The sequence below is a fragment of the Chryseobacterium gossypii genome (assembly GCF_041361455.1).
Lineage (GTDB): Bacteria > Bacteroidota > Bacteroidia > Flavobacteriales > Weeksellaceae > Chryseobacterium > Chryseobacterium gossypii.
Genome location: NZ_JBGCUR010000017.1, coordinates 58,663 through 76,060 on the forward strand (window position 1 = coordinate 58,663; position 17,398 = coordinate 76,060).

Annotated in this window: 19 protein-coding genes and 2 tRNA genes; 16 read left to right on the top strand and 5 right to left on the bottom strand. The window is 37.6% G+C overall.

Annotated elements, in window-relative coordinates; translation table 11 throughout:
* The first annotated feature begins 6 nt into the window (after positions 1 to 6).
* From fabD to pckA, 3 genes are all read left to right on the top strand, one after another.
* On the top strand, positions 7 to 882 hold the full coding sequence (fabD, locus tag ABMQ40_RS10675; protein WP_370899388.1) for an ACP S-malonyltransferase: 876 nt from the start codon (positions 7 to 9) through the stop codon (positions 880 to 882).
* Between the two features lie 9 nt (positions 883 to 891).
* Positions 892 to 1,797 carry a GYDIA family GHMP kinase gene (locus ABMQ40_RS10680; protein WP_370899390.1) on the top strand — a complete coding sequence of 302 codons (906 nt, stop codon included), beginning with the start codon at positions 892 to 894 and terminating at the stop codon, positions 1,795 to 1,797.
* Positions 1,798 to 1,923: 126 nt separating this feature from the next.
* Entirely contained in the window at positions 1,924 to 3,543 is a 1,620-nt protein-coding gene (pckA, locus tag ABMQ40_RS10685; protein ID WP_370899392.1) for a phosphoenolpyruvate carboxykinase (ATP), read from the top strand.
* 38 nt (positions 3,544 to 3,581) lie between these two features.
* Here pckA and ABMQ40_RS10690 read toward each other — a convergent pair whose 3' ends face one another.
* The gene (locus tag ABMQ40_RS10690) at positions 3,582 to 3,992 is read right to left on the bottom strand and encodes a type II 3-dehydroquinate dehydratase (RefSeq protein ID WP_370899394.1); all 411 of its coding nucleotides are present in this window, start codon (positions 3,990 to 3,992) and stop codon (positions 3,582 to 3,584) included.
* A gap of 105 nt (positions 3,993 to 4,097) precedes the next feature.
* On the opposite strand from ABMQ40_RS10690, the gene ABMQ40_RS10695 reads away from it, so the two are divergent.
* From ABMQ40_RS10695 to ABMQ40_RS10745, 11 genes are all read left to right on the top strand, one after another.
* A complete protein-coding gene (locus ABMQ40_RS10695; protein WP_370899397.1) occupies positions 4,098 to 4,517 on the top strand; it encodes a Fur family transcriptional regulator in 420 nt (139 codons plus the stop codon).
* 44 nt (positions 4,518 to 4,561) lie between these two features.
* On the top strand, positions 4,562 to 6,517 hold the full coding sequence (locus tag ABMQ40_RS10700; RefSeq protein WP_370899399.1) for a heavy metal translocating P-type ATPase: 1,956 nt from the start codon (positions 4,562 to 4,564) through the stop codon (positions 6,515 to 6,517).
* A 167-nt stretch (positions 6,518 to 6,684) separates the two neighbouring features.
* Positions 6,685 to 7,014 (top strand): hypothetical protein, encoded by a 330-nt coding sequence (locus ABMQ40_RS10705; RefSeq protein ID WP_370899401.1) that lies wholly within the window; start codon positions 6,685 to 6,687, stop codon positions 7,012 to 7,014.
* Positions 7,015 to 7,199: 185 nt separating this feature from the next.
* Complete coding sequence (locus ABMQ40_RS10710) at positions 7,200 to 7,469, top strand: YHS domain-containing protein (RefSeq protein ID WP_370899403.1); 270 nt, start codon at positions 7,200 to 7,202, stop codon at positions 7,467 to 7,469.
* Positions 7,456 to 8,139 (top strand): SCO family protein, encoded by a 684-nt coding sequence (locus ABMQ40_RS10715; RefSeq protein WP_370899405.1) that lies wholly within the window; start codon positions 7,456 to 7,458, stop codon positions 8,137 to 8,139. Before ABMQ40_RS10710 ends, ABMQ40_RS10715 begins: the two co-directional genes overlap by 14 nt.
* A 19-nt stretch (positions 8,140 to 8,158) precedes the next feature.
* Positions 8,159 to 8,524, top strand: a complete 366-nt coding sequence (locus ABMQ40_RS10720) for a hypothetical protein (RefSeq protein WP_370899407.1) — start codon at positions 8,159 to 8,161, stop codon at positions 8,522 to 8,524.
* A gap of 232 nt (positions 8,525 to 8,756) precedes the next feature.
* Complete coding sequence (locus tag ABMQ40_RS10725) at positions 8,757 to 9,584, top strand: MbnP family protein (protein ID WP_370899409.1); 828 nt, start codon at positions 8,757 to 8,759, stop codon at positions 9,582 to 9,584.
* A gap of 1 nt (position 9,585) precedes the next feature.
* On the top strand, positions 9,586 to 10,623 hold the full coding sequence (locus tag ABMQ40_RS10730; RefSeq protein WP_370899411.1) for a cytochrome-c peroxidase: 1,038 nt from the start codon (positions 9,586 to 9,588) through the stop codon (positions 10,621 to 10,623).
* Positions 10,624 to 10,633: 10 nt separating this feature from the next.
* A complete protein-coding gene (locus ABMQ40_RS10735) occupies positions 10,634 to 11,581 on the top strand; it encodes a transporter (protein WP_370899413.1) in 948 nt (315 codons plus the stop codon).
* Positions 11,582 to 11,810: 229 nt separating this feature from the next.
* Positions 11,811 to 12,311 (top strand): hypothetical protein, encoded by a 501-nt coding sequence (locus tag ABMQ40_RS10740; RefSeq protein ID WP_370899415.1) that lies wholly within the window; start codon positions 11,811 to 11,813, stop codon positions 12,309 to 12,311.
* Positions 12,312 to 12,348: 37 nt separating this feature from the next.
* Positions 12,349 to 12,948: a Crp/Fnr family transcriptional regulator gene (locus ABMQ40_RS10745; RefSeq protein ID WP_370899417.1), complete on the top strand. Its 600-nt coding sequence runs from the start codon at positions 12,349 to 12,351 to the stop codon at positions 12,946 to 12,948.
* Positions 12,949 to 13,095: 147 nt separating this feature from the next.
* Here ABMQ40_RS10745 and ABMQ40_RS10750 read toward each other — a convergent pair.
* From ABMQ40_RS10750 to ABMQ40_RS10765, 4 genes are all read right to left on the bottom strand, one after another.
* A tRNA-Glu gene (locus tag ABMQ40_RS10750) sits at positions 13,096 to 13,170 on the bottom strand.
* 76 nt (positions 13,171 to 13,246) lie between these two features.
* Positions 13,247 to 13,318: transfer RNA gene (locus tag ABMQ40_RS10755), tRNA-Glu, on the bottom strand.
* 10 nt (positions 13,319 to 13,328) lie between these two features.
* Complete coding sequence (gene rpsT / locus ABMQ40_RS10760) at positions 13,329 to 13,583, bottom strand: 30S ribosomal protein S20 (protein WP_370899419.1); 255 nt, start codon at positions 13,581 to 13,583, stop codon at positions 13,329 to 13,331.
* A gap of 67 nt (positions 13,584 to 13,650) precedes the next feature.
* On the bottom strand, positions 13,651 to 13,971 hold the full coding sequence (locus ABMQ40_RS10765) for a hypothetical protein (protein ID WP_370899421.1): 321 nt from the start codon (positions 13,969 to 13,971) through the stop codon (positions 13,651 to 13,653).
* 269 nt (positions 13,972 to 14,240) lie between these two features.
* Here ABMQ40_RS10765 and ABMQ40_RS10770 point away from each other — a divergent pair, with 269 nt between their 5' ends.
* Entirely contained in the window at positions 14,241 to 16,406 is a 2,166-nt protein-coding gene (locus ABMQ40_RS10770; RefSeq protein ID WP_370899423.1) for a zincin-like metallopeptidase toxin domain-containing protein, read from the top strand.
* A 5-nt stretch (positions 16,407 to 16,411) separates the two neighbouring features.
* The gene (locus ABMQ40_RS10775) at positions 16,412 to 16,753 is read left to right on the top strand and encodes a hypothetical protein (protein ID WP_370899425.1); all 342 of its coding nucleotides are present in this window, start codon (positions 16,412 to 16,414) and stop codon (positions 16,751 to 16,753) included.
* The last annotated feature ends 645 nt before the right edge of the window (positions 16,754 to 17,398 follow it).

Genomic DNA, 17,398 nt, shown 5'->3' on the forward strand with positions numbered 1-17,398 from the left:
TAATACATGAAAGCACTTGTATTTCCTGGGCAGGGATCTCAATTCGTAGGAATGGGAAAAGAGTTGTATGATTCTCGAAAAGATATAAAAGATTTGATGGAATCTGCCAATGAAATTTTAGGTTTCGACATTCTTTCAGTGATGTTTAACGGGACAGATGAAGATCTTAAGAAAACCGAGGTTACCCAGCCGTCAATATTTATACATTCAGTAGCCGCCTTAAAAGCAGTAAATGGTCTTGGAGCAGAAATGGTTGCGGGACACTCTTTAGGTGAATTTTCCGCGCTGGTTGCCAATGGAGTTCTGTCCTTTGACGATGGACTGAGACTGGTATCCGAAAGAGCAAAGGCAATGCAGGAGGCATGTGATGCCAATCCGAGCTCCATGGCTGCCATCTTGGGATTGGAAGATGCTAAAGTTGAAGAGATCTGTGCAGAGATCAGCGGTATTGTAGTTCCTGCTAATTACAATTGTCCTGGTCAGCTTGTGATCTCAGGAGAAACGGCAGCGGTAGAAGAAGCATGTGTAAAACTAAAGGAAGCCGGGGCTAAAAGAGCTTTATTACTGCCGGTAAACGGAGCATTCCATTCTCCACTGATGCAGCCCGCACAGGAAAAATTGGCGGCTGCCATAGAACAGACGAAGTTCAGGAAGGCAACAATCCCGGTTTATCAGAACATCGTTACTACGGCGGTAACGAATCCTGATGAAATCAAACAAAATCTGATTGCACAATTAACAGGCCCGGTAAAATGGACCCAGTCTGTCCAGAATATGATCAAAGACGGAGCTTCCCATTTCCTGGAAGTAGGACCGGGAAAAACACTTCAGGGATTGATCAAGAAGATCGATAGCTCTGTAGACATTGCATCAGCCATTTAAATAAATTGTATGGGCGAGATATTTTCACCGGGAAAGCTTATGCTTACTTCAGAATATTTCGCAATAGACGGGGCTCTTGTCTTAGCGGTACCTACCAAACCGGGACAAGAGCTTTTTTTTGATGAAAAAGATGACCGGAAGTCTTTGATTTTCTGGGAAGCCTATCATCAGAATAAACCATGGTTGAAAGCTGTCATTGATTATAAAAACTGGCGGATCCTGGAGACCAATATTCTTTCCAGCGCTGAATTTGTCCTTAAGACATTGCAGAATGTTCAGCAGCTTTCTGAAACAAAACTTAAAAATAATTTTACTTATCATTTAAAAACAAACCTGCAGTTCCCTGCTGATTACGGACTCGGCAGCAGTGCCACCCTGATGAATAACCTTGCGGAGTGGGCCGGGGTAGACCCTTTTTATTTAAATACCATCAGTTTGGGGGGGAGCGGCTATGATATCGCCGTTGCCAGGGAAAAGTCTGCAGTCCTTTACCAGAATAAGCCGGAGATTAAATATGAAAAGGTAAACTTTAGTCCTTCCTTTAAAGACCAGCTGATTTTTATCCATTTAAACCAGAAACAGGACAGCCGAGAAGCGATTAGTTTATATAAGTCAAAAACCAAATCTCAGGAACTCGTTGATGAATTTTCGGATCTGACAAGAAAAATTTTATTATGTAATGAATTGGAAAATTTTTCCAGGCTAATGATGATTCATGAACAAAAAATTTCAGATTTTATTGAAATACCAACAGTTAAGGCCCGGCTTTTCGCAGATTGTCCTTCTTTTGTTAAAAGTCTCGGAGCCTGGGGCGGAGATTTTGTGATGGCCTCAAAATTTGAAGGGTTTAGGGACTATTTTTGGGGAAAAGGTTTTTCTACTATTTTTGGATGGTCTGATATAATTGGTTTATAGTCAATAGTTTACAGCATTATTTTTTTATTTGTCATTCTGACTTATATCATTATATTTAACCACCTTTAACAATTAATTAATATTAATTTTGTTGAACCCAAAAAGAAATAGAAAATTATAAGTAAAATGAAAAACGCTAAAATCATCCAGGATTTAGAAAAACTAGGGATTAAAGGAGATTATGAAGTAATATACAATCCGTCTTATGAGGAGCTATATCAGGCTGAGGTTTCTCCTGAAAATCAGGGCTTTGAGAAGGCTGAGCTTACGGAATCTGGGGCAGTATCAGTGAAAACAGGAATTTTTACAGGCCGTTCACCTAAAGACAGATATATTGTTCAGGATGATATTACAAGAGATACAATCTTCTGGGATGGTAAAGTGAATTTACCCACCACTCCGGAAATTTTCCAGTCTTGTAAAGAATTAGTGTTGAACCAGCTTTCTACAGCTAAGAAAATTTATGTAGTAGATGCTTTTTGCGGGACCAATGCGGATACCAGACTTAAAGTGAGATTTATCGTTGAGGTGGCCTGGCAGGCCCACTTTGTTACCAATATGTTTATCCGTCCATCACATTATGAGCTGGAAAACTTTGGTGAGCCTGATTTTACGGTGATCAATGGTTCAAAAGTTACAAACCCTGATTGGGAATCTCAGGGATTACATTCTGAAAACTTCATTATGTTTAATCTGACAGAAAAGTTACAGATTATTGGTGGGACATGGTATGGTGGTGAAATGAAGAAAGGAATGTTTGCTATGATGAATTATTACCTTCCTCTGAAAGGAATGGCTTCTATGCATTGCTCTGCCAATGTAGGAGAAAAAGGAGATGTTGCCCTGTTCTTCGGCCTTTCCGGAACAGGAAAAACAACTCTGTCTGCTGATCCGAAAAGATATCTGATTGGTGATGATGAACACGGTTGGGATGATAACGGTGTATTCAACTATGAGGGAGGCTGTTATGCAAAAGTAATAGACCTTTCTGCAGAAAAGGAGCCGGATATTTTCGGAGCCATTAAAAGAGATGCACTTCTTGAAAATGTAGTGGTGAAGAACGGAGTAGCAGATTATACGGATGGATCCATTACAGAAAATACAAGGGTTTCCTATCCGATCTATCATATCAATAAAATCGTTTTACCATCCAAAGCGGGACATGCTAAGAAGATTGTTTACCTTTCCGCAGACGCTTTCGGAGTATTGCCTCCGGTATCTGTCCTGGATGAAAATCAGGCACAATACCATTTCCTTTGCGGATATACTTCAAAATTAGCAGGAACTGAAAGGGGAATTACAGAACCACAACCGTCTTTTTCTCCGGCATTCGGTGAAGCATTCCTTACATTGCATCCTACAATGTATTCCAAAACATTGATCAGCAAGATGAAAGAGCACGGCGCAAAAGCCTATCTGGTAAATACGGGATGGAATGGTACAGGAAAGAGAATTTCCCTGAAAGATACCAGAGCCATTATTGATGCCATCATTGACGGATCCATAGAGAATGCCCCTAAAACAAGGATTCCTATTATGAACCTTGAAATTCCTACGGAGCTGCCAAATGTATCCAAGGGGATTTTAGACCCTCGGGATACTTATACTGATGTTGCAGAATGGGAAGAAAAAGCAAAAGACCTTGCAGCCAAATATATCAAGAATTTTGAGCAATATTGCAATACCGAAGAAGGTAAGAAACTTATAGCTTCGGGTCCTCAATTACAGGAACAAACAATTAAATAATGTAATAAGCCTCATCATTTTGATGAGGCTTTATTTTTTCAGGATCTTATGCTGAGAACAGCCAGTCGGTAACCATCCATTCCAAAGCCGGATAAAACGGCATCCGTACAAGAGGCTGTCACGGATTTTTGACGGAACTCTTCCCTTTTATATATATTGCTGATATGAACTTCTACCTTTGGCTTCCGGATATTCTTTAAGCAATCTGCAATGGCATAGGAATAATGGGTAAAAGCGCCTGGGTTGATCACCAGGGCTTCAAAATCATCTTTCTGAAGCCTGTTGATGATCTCCCCTTCAATATTGGATTGATAATAATCCAGCTCATGAAAAGGAAACTCAGATTTTAAATGCCTCATATAATCCTCCATGGAGGTATTGCCATAAATTTCAGGCTCCCGTGTACCTAATAAATTAAGGTTAGGGCCGTTAAGAATAAGAATTTTCATTAAAATGCTTTAATTCAAAGTTAATGATTTTATTAGATATTTTTCGGCTGAATATAATGGCTATAAAATAAGTCGTAAATTTATATTACTATTCTTAGCCCAATCATGAAAAAAGATATTGAAAATAAATTGATCGGTAAAAATACCAAGCCTACGAGTATGAGGATTCTGGTATATGATTTTTTAAATTCCCAGGAAGCGGCCTTGTCCCTGTCTGAAATAGAAAATCACTTTGAAAATGCCGACAGGACAACCATCTACAGGACCCTGAAAACCTTTGAAGAAAAAGGGATCGTCCACAGTATACAGGAAAATGCGACCACCAGATACATGCTCTGCCATGACGGTTGTAACGAAACCACCCATAAAGACTGGCACCTTCATTTCTATTGCAAAATCTGCAAGCAAACTACCTGTAGAGAAGACATATCATTTCCGGACAACATACAGGCTAAATTCAGGATTGATGAAATTAGATTCTTTGCCAAAGGGATCTGTGAAGACTGTCTTGAAAGTTTGCAATAGTATTGCATTTGTATTACAGTTAATTTTGGCTAAAATTACCAGTTATGCAAGAATGTTGTAGTACAGATACAAAAAAAGAACACAGCCATTTTAATGGTGACGGACATAATCATGAGCATTCCCACAACGCCGGACATCAGTCCTCATTCCGGATGTTCATGCCTGCAATAGTTTCTTTTGTAATTTTATTGGGAGGGATCATTCTGGATAATTATATCCGGCCGGACTGGTTTTCAGGATGGAAGCGTTTAGCCTGGTATCTTATGGCTTACGTTCCTGTGGGGCTTCCTGTTCTGAAAGAAGCTTATGAAAGCATGATCCGGGGAGATATATTCTCCGAGTTTTTTTTAATGGGAATTGCAACGGTAGGAGCTTTCGTCATCGGAGAATATCCTGAAGGAGTTGCCGTAATGCTGTTTTATTCAGTGGGAGAAGTTTTTCAAAGTCTGGCGGTTTCAAAGGCAAAAAGAAATATACAATCTTTGCTTGACCAGCGGCCTGATGAAGTCACTATTTTAAAGAACGGCCAGCCTCAGACCGTGAAAGCTGAAACGGTAGACATTGGAGAGATCATACAATTAAGATCCGGAGAGAAATTAGGGCTGGATGGAGAATTACTCTCCGAAACAGCTTCTTTTAATACCTCTGCCCTTACAGGTGAAAGTAAGCCGGACACCAAACAAAAAGGAGAAACGGTTTTGGCCGGAATGATCAATCTGAATACGGTTAGCCAGATCAAAGTAACCGCTGCATATAAAGACAGCAAGCTAAGTAAAATTCTGGAACTGGTTCAAAATGCAACCGCACAAAAAGCGCCCACAGAATTGTTTATCAGGAAATTTGCAAAAGTGTATACCCCCATCGTGGTATTCATGGCAATGGGGATCGCCTTGCTGCCCTATTTCTTTGTAGATGACTATCAGTTTAAAGACTGGCTTTACAGGGCTTTGATTTTCCTGGTGATCTCTTGCCCGTGTGCTCTGGTGATCTCGATTCCTTTGGGATATTTTGGAGGGATCGGGGCAGGAAGCAGGAACGGAATCCTGTTCAAAGGAAGCAATTTCCTTGATAGGCTGGCGAATATTCAGAATGTGGTAATGGATAAGACCGGAACTATAACGGAAGGAGTTTTTAAAGTCCAGGAAGTGAATTTTAAAGAGGGCTTCGACAAAACTGAAATGCTCAGGCTGGTCAATGCTTTAGAAAGTAAAAGTACCCATCCTGTGGCAACGGCAATTCACGATTATGCGGGAGAAATAGATCATTCCGTTCCACTGGAAAACGTTGAAGAAGTGGCCGGGTATGGCCTGAAAGCTATTGTTGACGGAAAAGAGCTTCTTGTAGGTAATTTCAAACTGTTGGATAAATCCGGAATCAGTTATGATATAAACCCGGAAAAAATCGTCTATACCCTGATCGCTGTTGCTTATGATAAAAAATTTGCCGGCTATCTCGTGATCGCAGATAGTATCAAGCCTGATGCACGGGCAGCGATTGATGAACTAAGATCTGTCAATGTGAAGACCACCATGCTCAGTGGAGACAAAACCTCGGTTGTAAAATATGTCGCTGAGGAGTTGGGCATTCAGAATGCTTACGGGGATTTGCTCCCTGAAGATAAGGTTAACAAGGTAAAAGAGATCAAAGCAAGGAAAGAAAGTGTTGCTTTTGTTGGAGATGGTGTCAATGATGCCCCCGTTGTAGCCCTCAGTGATGTGGGAATTGCCATGGGAGGACTGGGCAGTGATGCTACCATTGAAACTGCCGATGTCGTGATCCAGGATGATAGGCCCGGAAAAATCCCGATGGCTATCAATATCGGGAAAAAGACTAAAAAGATCGTATGGCAGAACATTATTCTGGCCTTTGCCGTAAAAGCCGTTGTTTTAATGCTGGGAGCAGGAGGTTTGGCCACTATGTGGGAAGCTGTATTTGCAGATGTAGGCGTTGCCATGCTTGCCATTCTGAATGCAGTGAGAATCCAAAGAATGAAATTTTAGAATTGAAAAAAAACTGTAACCTGCATATCACCAACCCTGCACAAGCAGGGCTTTTGTGTTATCGGTAACGATTTCACCGGAAATGAAAGAAATAAAAAATTTTGGTAGTATATTTGTAATTGAGAATTTGAAGCTTGAAATACCTTACATCCATATTCATCATTTTTATGATTGCAATACGTCCTGTTTTGCCATTGGTGAATTATGTGGTGAATTACGATTATATTGCAAAAAATCTCTGTGAGAACAGGAATAATCCTGAATCTACCTGTAAAGGGAAATGTTATGTTAAAAAAGAGCTGGTGAAAACAGAAAAAGAATCCGGCAGTTCCCAGACGGTTAAATGCTCCTCTATTGATGTGTTTCTCTACAACGAGATTTTTACATATACAGCTAAAGAAGAAATTGGGTTTTTATTGAAAGATCCGGTTTCATGGCATTCGGATTTTCATACATCCGAACATTTTTCCCGGATATTTCATCCGCCTCTGGTATAGTAGTACTCCATCCTGGTTTTAAAAATACCTGGCATGCTCCTGGTTTTTATTACACAATGTAATGTTGTTGTATCACATACGGCATTATTTGTGAAAAAGCTGTATAGGTCTCGATGCCATGTTAATCCAGTTGGAGCATCTTATTCCCTTCAAAATAGTATTATTAATTTCAAATTAACCTTAAAATGAAAGCCAAAATTATTTTAACGGCCTTGATGCCGGCAGTTTTATTGTCATGCAACGAACCCAAAGTAAAGCATAAGCATAATTTTATGTACTCCCCGGAAAAACTGAAAAATATAGCCATTGTGAATGCGGAAGATCCGGTTTGCCATATGAAAACAGAAGGAGTTTTAAAAGATACTGCGATGTACAAAAATAAAATATATGGATTCTGCAGTACATTCTGTAAAGATGAGTTTATAACTAGCCCTGAGAAATATGAAAAAAAATAATAAGAAAAATAACAATACGAAAAGTAAGATAATAATTCCGGTTGTGGTTATCGCTTTACTTTTTGCAGGAATTGGTATCAGCATGGGGTACTTTAAAAATGGCCTTTACACTGTAATGAAAGTTCCGGATTTTGAGCTGACAGACCAAAACGGTAAGAAAATTACCAATAAAGATATGCTGGGCAAGGTATACCTGGTTGAATTTTTCTATAGCAGATGCCCTACAATCTGCCCCGTAATGAACAGTAACATGAAGGCCATTGAAGAAGAGATTGGCAATCCGGATTTTGGCATTATTTCAATAAGCATTGATCCGGAAAATGATACACCCGAGATTTTACAGCAGCATGCAAGGAAAGTAGGGGCCAAAACTCCCAACTGGCATTTCCTGACAGGTGACAGGACGTATATCGGCAAGCTGGCTGATGAATTCAATATTTATGTGGGAGACCAGGAAGATGAAGGAGAAAGCCTTAATCACAGTGGCATGATAGCGCTTGTGGACAAAAACGGAAATCTCCGTTGCAGGTATGGCAAAAACAATATGCCGATCCTGTATTATTCCGGGCTGAACTACGAGGATCCGGAAGGAAAAATACCAAAGCTTACCGGAAAATATCATCCGGACAGGGAGATTCTCATTGAGGACATCAGAAAACTATTACAATAAACCACGGGAATAAACCTTCATGAACTTTATCTGCAGCATATTCCTTACTTTTTATATGGTATTCAGACCTCTGATACCGGTTATTGACTATGTTGCCAATTATGATTATATCGTTGAAACCCTTTGTATCAACAAAAGTAACCCTGAGCTCCATTGCAACGGGAAGTGTTATCTCAGCAAGGAGCTTGCAAAAACAGATGACCCGGGGTCTTCACCCCTGAAAGGGAAAAACGGGCCCCAGAAAGTTCTTGATATCTATATTCTTCCCGGAATTATAAAGATTGACGCTTTAATAAACCCTTTTTTCCTGATCTCCGGCTTTATCTATAAAACAGCATATTCTTTTCTGTTTCTGAAATTCATTTTCAGGCCACCGGTATTTTAAGTTTCTATTTTATCAGTCAGAGGGCCTTTTAAGGCAGATTAATTTCTGCCCTGGAATACGTATGCTTTTAAGAACCTATAATTCATTGTTCTTATCAATTATTATTTGACGGAACAACTAAGTATACTACTACTTAAAAAGCTTTTTTAGGCTGAGGTTAAACCCAGATTTGAATGTTAAAAACATTCGGACAACATTTCTATTACCCAAATATTAACTTAAAAAATCAACAATGAAAATTTACAGACTTTTATCATTATTTCTTATTGCTCTTACTTTCCTTACCATCATTTCGTGCAGCAATAATGAGGACGACGAATCCATAGAACCTGTCCCGGGAAAGTTGCAGGTAAAATTTGAGAACGGATTCGGTAATTTAGGTGATATTGTTTTAAACCAGACAACACAAACCTCCGTAAATGGGCAAAAACATCAGTTTTCAACACTCAAATATATTGTAAGTAATATCACTCTGATTGATGAAAACGGAGGGGAATTTCAGTATCACCATGACGATCCGGACCAGGGTGCCTTCATTATTGATCAGGCTGAGGCTGTTGCCGGGATCAATTATATCAACCTTACCAGAATCCCCGGAAATAATTACCGGAAGATCAGGTTCGGATTGGGTATAAGCCAGTCTGCTTACCTTCTGGGGCAGGAAGGGCAAGGTGAGTTCTGGGCAAAAGCAAAAGTAGCGGGGATGACCTGGTCCTGGGCCGCAGGATATATTTTTACCAAGCTGGAAGGAAAATACGGAACAGCTTCAGCCAATACCCAGTTTATGAATCATTGTGGAAACATGGGGAATGTTGCAGCAAATAATACCCCCGATCTATATCGTGAGATAATCCTGGACCTGCCAACTACGGCAAGAGTGACCAAAGAAATTACTCCGTCTATCCATATTCTGGCAGATTTTAATCAATATTTAAGTGGTGATATCCCGATCACCTTGAATGCTACCAACGATATGATGATGGGCTCAGGGCAACACCTGGTCAACGTAACTGATAATCTTACCAAAATGTTTAAAGTAGACCATGTTCATAATGATTAAGATGGTAAGAAAAATGGGAATCCTGCTTACGATTCTCCTGAGCTTTGCCGCATGTTCGGATGATGTGATGGAGCCTGTGGATAAGGACGAGGCTTATAAACTGGAAATTCCCGCTGGTTTTCCTGAAATGACATTCGATATTTCCGGAAACCCTGTTACGGTAAACGGAGTGGCATTGGGGAAAAAGCTTTTTTATGAAGGCAGGCTGTCCAGAAACAATACCATTTCCTGTGGGTTTTGCCATATCCAGGAATATGCATTTACCCATCACGGGCACACCGTAAGCCACGGGATTGACGACAGGCTCGGTATCCGGAATGCGCCGCCTATTCAGAATATGGCATTTCTCAGCAATTATACCTGGGACGGTGTAAGCCATAATCTGGATGAAAGATCACTGGTACCGATTACAACTGATTTTGAAATGGATAGCTCAATGCCTGAAGTTGTGAAGAAACTTGATGCGGATGCTGGCTATAAAAGATTGTTCAAGGCAGCCTTCGGGGATGATAATATTACCGGCGAAAGGATACTGAAAGCTTTATCCCAGTTTATGGTCACTATGATCTCTGCAAATTCCAGATATGATCAGTATAAAAAAGGAGAACTAAACCTTACCGATGAGGAAATGCAGGGCATGGCACTGTTTCAGAACAAATGTGCTTCCTGTCATTCCGGGGAATTATTTACCGATGAAAGTTACAGGAATACAGGAATGTACTATAATACCCAATTCCAGGATGCAGGCCGGTACCGTGTAACCCTCGAACAGAAAGACTGGATGAAATTCCGTGTTCCGAGTCTGCGGAATGTGGAGTATACCGCTCCGTATATGCATGACGGCAGATTCTATACGCTGGAGGCAGTACTCAGCTTCTATTCGGATAATGTAGAAGATAATCCCAATCTTGATCCGCAACTGAGACAGAACGGACATTTGGGAATTTCAATGACAGAGGAGGAAAAGAAGTATATAATCACTTTTCTGAAGACCCTGTCTGACAAAAGCTTTATTTCAAACCCAAAATTTGCGGAATAACTTTATTCAAATGAAAAAAATAATTTTAATCATAAGCCTCATGCTATTTAATATAGGGCAGGCGAAGACTTTTAATGACAGCATCTACACTTCTAAAAATTATTTTAAGGAGATAAACTTATCTTATGATTGTGATGCATGTGGCTGCGCTGCAGGGAACGGATCGTCCGGCTTTGAATCATTGCTGAACCCTCAGTTTATAGGGATCAAATATTTCGCACAGCATTACAAGGCGAGGGAAAACCCGTTTGTAAAAGACCTTACGCAGGACCAGTATTTCAATACCCTTCAGCTTTGGGCCAGAGTTCCCCTTACGGATAAACTGAGTGTTTACGGAAGCCTGCCTTTTCATTTCCATGAAAGACGAACCATGCAGGGCGATATCACTATCAACGGGATAGGAGATTTAAATCTGATGGGAATTTACCGGATTATTGATTCTAAAGACAATATCCATCAGGTAAATAGTGGTGTGGGAATAAAAGTGCCGGTAGGCAGGTTTGATGAAAAAGGGATTACCGGAGTCAACCCGAGCTTTCAGCTGGGTACAGGAAGCTGGGATTATCAGGTGACTCTAAACTATACATACCAGAAAAATGAACTTGCGGTTATCATAAGCACGGATTATACCATTAAAACTGAAAATAAAAAGCATTATCAGTTCGGAAACCAATGGAATTATGCTGCAAGCGGATTTTACCGGATCTTAAAGAATGAAAAGTTTGCTTTTTCTGCAAAAGCTGGATGGCAGGGTGAAGTATATGATGAGAATAAGCAGTTTGATGAGGCATTGCCCGATACGGCAGGAAGTGCCTTATATGGAAAATTGGGATTTGAAGCGGCTTATAAAAGATTCAGTCTGGGCAGTGAGGTCATGCTTCCGGTATATTCCAATCTGGCAGGTGGAAGCATAGAAGCTAAATCCAGATTCAGTGTATTTTTAAATCTGGGTATTTAAAAAGAGCCTGATAATTCAATAATCATTTCAGGCTTAGGATTAAGCCAAAGAGGCTGCCGGGTTTGAGCAGCCTCTTCTTCTTTGAATAGTATTATATTAAGCAATATGGTCTGATTTGATACAGAATTTCCGGTCCATTCTCTTAAAATAAAAAATCAAATGTTTATTCACTTAAGTTAACAAACATTTGATTTTTTGTGGGAAAATTTGTACCTAAATTTAATAGAATATGGGATTATCAAATTTAGGTATTTTTCATACCGTCATTGGGGTTGCTGCTATTATAGCCGCGTTAGTTTCATTCGTACGATACGGAAAAATTGATTTTGGAAGCGGAGAAGGGAAGATATACTTCTACGGGACGCTTGTTGCTTCACTCACGGCCCTTGGGATCTACAGACATGGTGGTTTTAACGCCGGACATGTCTTGTCATTGCTAATAATTGTCTTGATATTAACAGGATTTTTCCTTCATACGAAAAAGAGTGGAAATAACAAGGCACGGTATTTTGAAAACTTTTGTCTGTCATTTAGCTTTTTTCTTTCCATGGTTCCTACAATCAATGAAACACTCACCCGTCTTCCGGTAGGCAAGCCATTCGCATCAGACGTTAAGGATCCTATCGTTATGAATTCTTTATCCACAGCTTTTATTCTCTTTATCATTGGATCTGGTTACCAGGTTGTCCGGCAGAGAAAAATAAACAAAAAAGCGCAATCAGGTTCATAAATTTCTATATTTGCTGCATACCAGAAACATGTGAGCTTTGTCAGATAAATTATCGATATTACAAAAAGTACTGACCGGCTTTGCCCAACTCACCGACGAGGATCTGTCGGTGAGTTTGCCGCTTTGGCATCAGCGAACCATTGCCAAAAATGATTTCTACAATAAACAGAATATTGTTTGTAAGGATTTGGGCATTATTACCAAAGGCATATTCAGAATTTATTATTACGATGATACTATGGAGGAAGAGAGAAACATTTTCTTTTTCTCCGAAAATCAATTTGTAGTTTCCTTTAGAAGCTTTATTTTCCAATATCCCTGCAGCTATTACATTGAGGCATTGGAAGAAGCTGAAATCCTGTACATTTCCTACAATGATCTTCAATACCTGTATGACACCCATAAATCCTGGGCAAAATTTGGCAGGCTTCTCGCTGAACATTTTTTCAATCAGTCACAGGCCAGAACGGAAGAGCTTCTGCTCTTAAGCCATGAACAGCGATACCTGAATCTTCTGAAAGAGCATCCTAATATTGTTCAGCGTGTACAATCTTATCATATCGCCTCTTATCTGGGCATCAAAAATCAGTCATTAAGCCGCATAAGAAAAAGGATATCAGAAAATAATGCGAAGTAATTACAGGCTTCCGGACTTATCTGTACCGTAAAAATAGCTTGCAATAATATCTTAGGCTTCTATTAACAGTTTTATAAGCCGTAATGGCTATCATGGTGAAAAACAACAGAAAAAGCGATCGAAATGATCGCTTTTTCTGTTGTTTTTTGGTAGCCCGTAGGGGAATCGAACCCCTCTTGCAAGAATGAAAATCTTGAGTCCTAACCGATAGACGAACGGGCCGTCTGTCTTTTTAGCCAATTCGGGTTGTTAAAAAATTAGCTTTAAAAAAACTACCGGATTCAGTAGTTTAATTTTGTAGCCCGTAGGGGAATCGAACCCCTCTTGCAAGAATGAAAATCTTGAGTCCTAACCGATAGACGAACGGGCCTACTTATATTTTACGCTAATTTATTAACGTGCTTTGTTAGTTTGCTTTTCAAGTTAGCCGCTTTGTTTTTGTGGATAATGTTTTTCTTCGCTAATTTATCCAACAAAGAGATAACCTTTGGCAATTGCTCTGCAGCAGCAGCTTTATCATCTTCATTTCTCAATACTTTCATAGCTGTTCTAGCAGTCTTGTGGTAGTATCTGTTACGAAGTCTTCTGGCTTCGTTCTGTCTAATTCTTTTTAATGCTGATTTATGATTTGCCATATCGTTCAAATGTGAGTGCAAAAGTATAAACTTTTTTTTTATCTGCCAAATTTATCTTTAAAATTTTTCAACTTTCTTCAGATAGGTATTTCCTCAGTTTATCAATTGCCTGTTCTATTTTTAAATTTTCTTGTTCTTTTTCCAGTTTTTTGATCGTATTACCTAACATGATCATTGCATTGTTCCATTCTCCAGTAATATTGGTGAAGGTAAGTCCGTCTATCGTTACTTCAAAGGCGACCCTTTCTCCGGTCCTGTAAAGTCTGAAACTTATTTTATCATCTCTGCCTGTAATCCCATCTTCATTGATTTTTAAATCATAACTTTTTGGGTTAGAGTGGATTTTCTTAAAAAGCAATTTCGCTTCTTGTATTTTTAAATCCGGCATGATATGAAATTTATAGTCTTATTTGGGAATTTATTTTTTTAGTCTTCATTCCCGATTAAGGAGGAGCAAAGATAATATTTTTTCTTTGAAACAAAATAATATATTTTTTGTTCGGAGGAAATTAAATCATGATGGTCTGTTCAAGTAAGACAATTAAGGTTGTTTGGTTTGAAGTTTCGAAGAATAAAATTGAAACAAATTAAAATGTAATACGTCAAGTTTTGTCACTACCCATATCTACATTTGACTCATAATAAATTCAAATGTTCATGATACAAAGATCAAATTACGTTTTAAATAGAGGCATTGCCAGCCCTTTAGGGGAAAACAGTGTATTTTATGAAACCTTTGTTGTTCCTCCAGAGTCAAAAGACAGCTATCCTAAGTCAGAAAAATATAGTGTAATTCATCATCAGGCTGTTTTTTGTGAAACAGGAACCGAAGTTTTTGACAGGTATGAAAAAGATCCTATTGAATCAAACTATTTTACCATTTATTATGAAATGACATCCAAAAGCACCAGCAATTTTTTTGGTACAGCCTGTCGGGTAAAAATGGGGGAGTATGCAAGACAAAGGTTAATAAAGGACTACAATAGTAAGGGGAAAACCATTAACTATGATGGCAATACGGTAGATGGTAATGTATCGAATTTTAATAATCTCATCAAGTTAATTGCCAATGATTATGGAATTGATGAAACTCTCTTAAAAGGTGCCATTTATTTAGAGATACTTGATAAAAGTAAAATAAATGATGCCTTTAAAAAAGTATCCTCATTGAATAACCAATTAGCAGATTGGTTAAGAGGAGGTATAGAAGCTGCCGAAAAATGGAAATTCACAGAAGAAAACTATGATTATATCAAGTTTTATGTAGAGCCCATGTATAACAATTACCAAAACAAAATTGGAGCAAATGGTTTTCCTAAACAAGAAGTAAAATACAAACCTATCATTCCTGTTCCTTTTCCTTGTAATGAGTATAAGAACATGTCTGATAACCAGCAAGGGATTGCAGAAACTGGTTTAAAAAAGCTTTCAGAGTTTATAGCCTCGTTTGATGAAATTTCCACTGCTGCTGTTTTCAATATCGTTGCAGCAACCCCTACGATTGCTGATGATATTTTGTTTGCTGTTACATTTCTTGTAAAAAACTTTATAGAGGATAACATGCCTGAAAGCATAAAGAATATTTACAATCAGCTAAAAGTGCTATTTAAGGAAATTCTGGATATTGTTTCGGGTATAGGAAGCATAATCAGTGAAAAGCTGAACCAGGAAATTGCAAAAATCAATGCTTTTCTCTGTGGAATACTCAATGGTCTTATATCTTTAGTTCAACTGATTATTATGCTTTTAGCAATGATAGTGGACAACTTACCTATTTTTGAGTTAGAAAAGCTAAGTCCTTTAGAACTGACAAAACACCAAGAGAAATTAGAATTTATAGAAGATTTTGTAGATTTATTTAATGAGAATGCAAAAGAGTTTCTGAATGGTATTAAAAAACTTTTCACGGATGATAAAATATGGAAAGAAGTTTCTTCTTTTATATCTTTTTTAAGAAAAAGATTTTCTAACCTCAATGAATATTTTTGGGCTTACTTTATTGGAGGAGTAGCATTTGAACTGATTTTAGATGCTGTTATTGCTTACTTTACAGGAGGGGGGGCATTAGTTGCAGAAGCATTTGCAAAAATTAGTAGATTAACAGCCAAAGCAGAACAGGCAGGAGCAAAGGCACTAAATTTTTCTAAAAATTTAGGAAATAAAATTGTCAATACAACACAAGACCTTTATAAATGGCTTGAAAAAGAATTCCTTGAAATGATAGAAGCCATAAAGAATGGCAAAGTTGCAGACTGGCTTAAAAAGAAAATTGATGCTATATTTGGAAGTGGTAATAGGATTCATGATGAAGTAGTTGAGGATATTGAAGAGCTATTCAGAAAAATTGATGATAGTTTTGGATTAGATGGAGGGAGGTTATTAACTTTAAAAGAATTAAAAAAGCTCCGAAAGCTGCTAAAGGAACTATATGATGTAGATTTGAAAATTGTAGATAAGGACTTTGGAATGAAACAAAAACTTAAGGACTGGAATGCAAGAGGTGTAGTAGGTTCTTTTAATCCAAGACTTAAAACTATGTTTTTACGTTCAGAAGTTTCAGAATTGACAGTTTTTCATGAAATGGTTCATATGAAAACTTGGAAAAGATTATCCCCTGAAGAATATGCCAAATTACCTCTTTGGGAAGATGAAACAATGGTTTGGGAAGCTATATGGAAAACAAAAGAAAAATGGACTAAAACTGAACTTATAGATTCTTATGAATATATGAACAAATATAGGGAAGAAGCAGGAATAAGCAAAATTATTATTGAAGAAATGGAAGAGTTGTTAAAATTAAAAAAATCAGGAATATTAAAATAGTAATTATGAAAAATACTGAACAACAAATACTTGAATTGTCTAAGAGAATTTTAAATAATTCTGAATTTGGATATGATGATGAAAATCAAATAAAGTGTACTGAACTAAATGAAGATTATTTTTTCGGACATAATAAAAAAGAAAATCAAAATATTTGGCAGGTTTCTTTTCTATGGGGAGAAGAGGATTTTGGAAAAAGCAGAGGAGCTTTCCTTTATATAGATGATGAAAAGCAATTACCTATTCTATTGGTTCATTCCCTCGGACAAACAAAAATTACATATTCTCTATTGAATGATGGGAAAACAATTCTTACCAGTACGGGTATAAAATTTACTTTAGAATAAAAAATGAAACATACAAAGAACAAATTGAGGAAATTGCCAAAGATGTTTTAGAGAAAACAAATTTCATATATGGATACTAAAGAAAATGATTATTCGTGAAAATGAAGATTTTTATTTGGATGTAGAAAAAATTAATTCTTGAAATGTATCTGTATTTTTCGGAAAGGAAGATTGGGAAAAAAATCAACTAGCCGGACTTGTAATTAATGATGAGAATGGTCATCCTATTATTTACAACATAGTTTTAACAGTTTTATATATTATAAAGTGAGTGATAATGGAGAAATTTTCACGGAAGTAAGACAAAGTAGCAAATAAATACTTAAAAAAGTCAAGGATATTTTGATGATCTAATTATTGATTCAAGATTATTGATTCTATAATCTGTTTAGTCAAATAATACTTATTATAAATTATAAAATTTGGGCTATCGCCACTTTTAAGTTACATTTGAATACACAAATGCAACTTTTTAAAAATTATTGAAATCAAAGAAGTTGACAGTGATTTCTTTGAAGATTAATTCACTTTAAAATAAATTTTATAAACAGAAACAGGCTTGTTTTGAGCCTGTTTTAGTTTTTCTTAACTAACCCGAGTTCGGGATAAGAATAAGAAATAAATTTGTGATAAAAAGTAATAATT

Bases quoted from the DNA above. Each gene is read 5' to 3' on its own strand.
- fabD (WP_370899388.1), top strand. From the start codon at position 7: ATGAAAGCACTTGTATTTCCTGGGCAGGGATCTCAATTCGTAGGAATG.
- ABMQ40_RS10680 (WP_370899390.1), top strand. From the start codon at position 892: ATGGGCGAGATATTTTCACCGGGAAAGCTTATGCTTACTTCAGAATAT.
- pckA (WP_370899392.1), top strand. From the start codon at position 1,924: ATGAAAAACGCTAAAATCATCCAGGATTTAGAAAAACTAGGGATTAAA.
- ABMQ40_RS10690 (WP_370899394.1), bottom strand. From the start codon at position 3,992: ATGAAAATTCTTATTCTTAACGGCCCTAACCTTAATTTATTAGGTACA.
- ABMQ40_RS10695 (WP_370899397.1), top strand. From the start codon at position 4,098: ATGAAAAAAGATATTGAAAATAAATTGATCGGTAAAAATACCAAGCCT.
- ABMQ40_RS10700 (WP_370899399.1), top strand. From the start codon at position 4,562: ATGCAAGAATGTTGTAGTACAGATACAAAAAAAGAACACAGCCATTTT.
- ABMQ40_RS10705 (WP_370899401.1), top strand. From the start codon at position 6,685: ATGATTGCAATACGTCCTGTTTTGCCATTGGTGAATTATGTGGTGAAT.
- ABMQ40_RS10710 (WP_370899403.1), top strand. From the start codon at position 7,200: ATGAAAGCCAAAATTATTTTAACGGCCTTGATGCCGGCAGTTTTATTG.
- ABMQ40_RS10715 (WP_370899405.1), top strand. From the start codon at position 7,456: ATGAAAAAAAATAATAAGAAAAATAACAATACGAAAAGTAAGATAATA.
- ABMQ40_RS10720 (WP_370899407.1), top strand. From the start codon at position 8,159: ATGAACTTTATCTGCAGCATATTCCTTACTTTTTATATGGTATTCAGA.
- ABMQ40_RS10725 (WP_370899409.1), top strand. From the start codon at position 8,757: ATGAAAATTTACAGACTTTTATCATTATTTCTTATTGCTCTTACTTTC.
- ABMQ40_RS10730 (WP_370899411.1), top strand. From the start codon at position 9,586: ATGGTAAGAAAAATGGGAATCCTGCTTACGATTCTCCTGAGCTTTGCC.
- ABMQ40_RS10735 (WP_370899413.1), top strand. From the start codon at position 10,634: ATGAAAAAAATAATTTTAATCATAAGCCTCATGCTATTTAATATAGGG.
- ABMQ40_RS10740 (WP_370899415.1), top strand. From the start codon at position 11,811: ATGGGATTATCAAATTTAGGTATTTTTCATACCGTCATTGGGGTTGCT.
- rpsT (WP_370899419.1), bottom strand. From the start codon at position 13,583: ATGGCAAATCATAAATCAGCATTAAAAAGAATTAGACAGAACGAAGCC.
- ABMQ40_RS10765 (WP_370899421.1), bottom strand. From the start codon at position 13,971: ATGCCGGATTTAAAAATACAAGAAGCGAAATTGCTTTTTAAGAAAATC.
- ABMQ40_RS10770 (WP_370899423.1), top strand. From the start codon at position 14,241: ATGATACAAAGATCAAATTACGTTTTAAATAGAGGCATTGCCAGCCCT.
- ABMQ40_RS10775 (WP_370899425.1), top strand. From the start codon at position 16,412: ATGAAAAATACTGAACAACAAATACTTGAATTGTCTAAGAGAATTTTA.